Annotated in this window: 2 protein-coding genes; one reads left to right on the top strand and one right to left on the bottom strand. The window is 79.1% G+C overall.

Annotated features, from left to right (window positions below; genetic code table 11):
• A partial coding sequence (locus SSBG_RS01950) for a polysaccharide deacetylase family protein (protein WP_008744556.1) occupies positions 1–645 on the top strand: 645 nt, incomplete at its 5' end.
• A 13-nt stretch (positions 646–658) separates the two neighbouring features.
• Here the strand turns inward: SSBG_RS01950 and SSBG_RS01945 are convergent.
• Positions 659–1,306, bottom strand: coding sequence for a class F sortase (locus tag SSBG_RS01945; RefSeq protein WP_008744555.1), 648 nt, complete (start codon positions 1,304–1,306; stop codon positions 659–661).
• Positions 1,307–1,764 lie beyond the last annotated feature (458 nt).

Raw genomic sequence — 1,764 nt, 5'->3', positions numbered from 1 at the left:
TCCACCCCGCGGCCCCGTACCACCGCCTCCGCGACCCCGGTCCGTACCGTTCCCTTCGCGCGGCTCTCCCGTGCCGGGCACGCGCTCGCGCTCACCTTCGACGACGGGCCCGACCCGCGCTGGACGCCCGAGATCCTCGCCGTGCTCGCCGCCCACGAGGCCCGCGCGACCTTCTTCGTCTGCGGGAGGCAGGCGGCGAAGCACCCGGCGCTGCTGCGCCGCATCACCGAGGCGGGCCACCTCCTGGGCAATCACACCTGGGACCACCGCAGGCTCACCGGGCTGGGGCGCGCGAGCGTCGAGGACGAGCTCCTGCGCACCAGCGAGACCGTGCGCCGCGCCACCGGCCGGGCCCCCGCCTGGTTCCGCGCCCCCTACGGCGAGTGGGACCGCACGGTGCACGCGCTCGGCGCCCGGCACGGCATGGAACCGCTCGCCTGGAGCGTGGACACCCGGGACTGGTCCCGCCCCGGTGCCGCCGCGATCACCCGCCGGGTCCTGGCCGGGGCGGCGCCCGGGGCCGTCGTCCTGTGCCACGACGGCGGCGGCGACCGCGCCCAGACGGTCGCGGCGCTGCGCGGCTTCCTGCCCCGGCTCCGGGCGGCCGGTTTCGGCCTGGTCCAGCCGGACGCGCGGCTGGTCTGAGACGGCGGCCCGTTCAGCGGGCCGAGCCGGTCATCCGCGCGAACACGACGACGTTCCCGTCGTACCCCGAGCCGCTGTGGTAGACCCCGCCGCACGTGATGACCCGCAGCTCGGGGCCCGCCGTCGCCCCGTACACCCGCTCCCCGGGGAAGTCGTCCTGGGCGAAGACCTCCACCCCGTACACCTCGAAGAGCGCCGTGCGCCCGTCGGCCCGTTCGACGGCGATGTGCCGGCCCTTGCGCAGTGCGCCGAGGCCGTAGAAGACCGCCGGGCCCTTCGTGTCGTCCACGTGCCCGACGAGAACGGCGGGGCCGCGTTCGCCGGGCGAGACGCTGCCCGAGAACCAGCCCACCAGGTTGCGCGCGGCGGGCGGCGGCGCCTGCACCCAGCCCTGCGCGTCGAGCCCCACGGGCCGTACCGGCGCGTCCACCCGGATGTCCGGCACCCGCACCCGCCGGGGCCGCGAGAAACCGAGGCCCCGTCCCGTGCCCGCCACCGGCGCGGCGCTGTCCGGCGCGGCGGCGGGCGCGGGCTGCGGCGGCGCGCTCACGTGCTCGCCCGAGCCGTCCCGCAACAGCGCGATCCCCGTCAGCAGCACCAGCGCGAGCACGCCCCAGGGCGCGCGCCCGCGCGGTCTCGCTCGCCCCGACCGCACCTCCACCGGCTCCTCCTCCCCGGCCCTCGCCGTACGGGCAGCACGCTAGGCGCGCGGGCCGGGGGCGGCGACGGGGGATGGGCGAACGGGTGGCGCGCGGCGCGGGCGGCCCGGGCGGCGGACGGGACGGTCCGGCGCGCGCGCTCGGCCGACGGGGCGAACGGCGCACCGGGGCGGCGTAGCACCGGGTGCGGCGCGGGGAGCGACGGCGAAGGGTCGTGGCGCGGGGGGCGCCATCGACCGCCGGGGAAGGACCCCGGGGGCCGCCCGCTTCCCCGGAGGGCATCCATGCGCACCATCCCCGCAGCGCTCGCCGCAGGCTGTGCCGTCGTCGTCGCCCTGGGCGGCGCCCCGCCCGCCTGGGCCGACCCCGCCGCGCCGGGCCCGCAGGAGATCGTGGTGACCCCCACGTCCGTGCCGCTCGGCGGCAGGGTCACGGTCGTCGTCCGGGCCTGCGCCGGTGG

The sequence above is a fragment of the Streptomyces sp. SPB074 genome (assembly GCF_000154905.1).
Lineage (GTDB): Bacteria > Actinomycetota > Actinomycetes > Streptomycetales > Streptomycetaceae > Streptomyces.
Note: the sequence above shows the minus strand (reverse complement) of the source record. Positions and strands in the feature narration are given on the sequence as shown.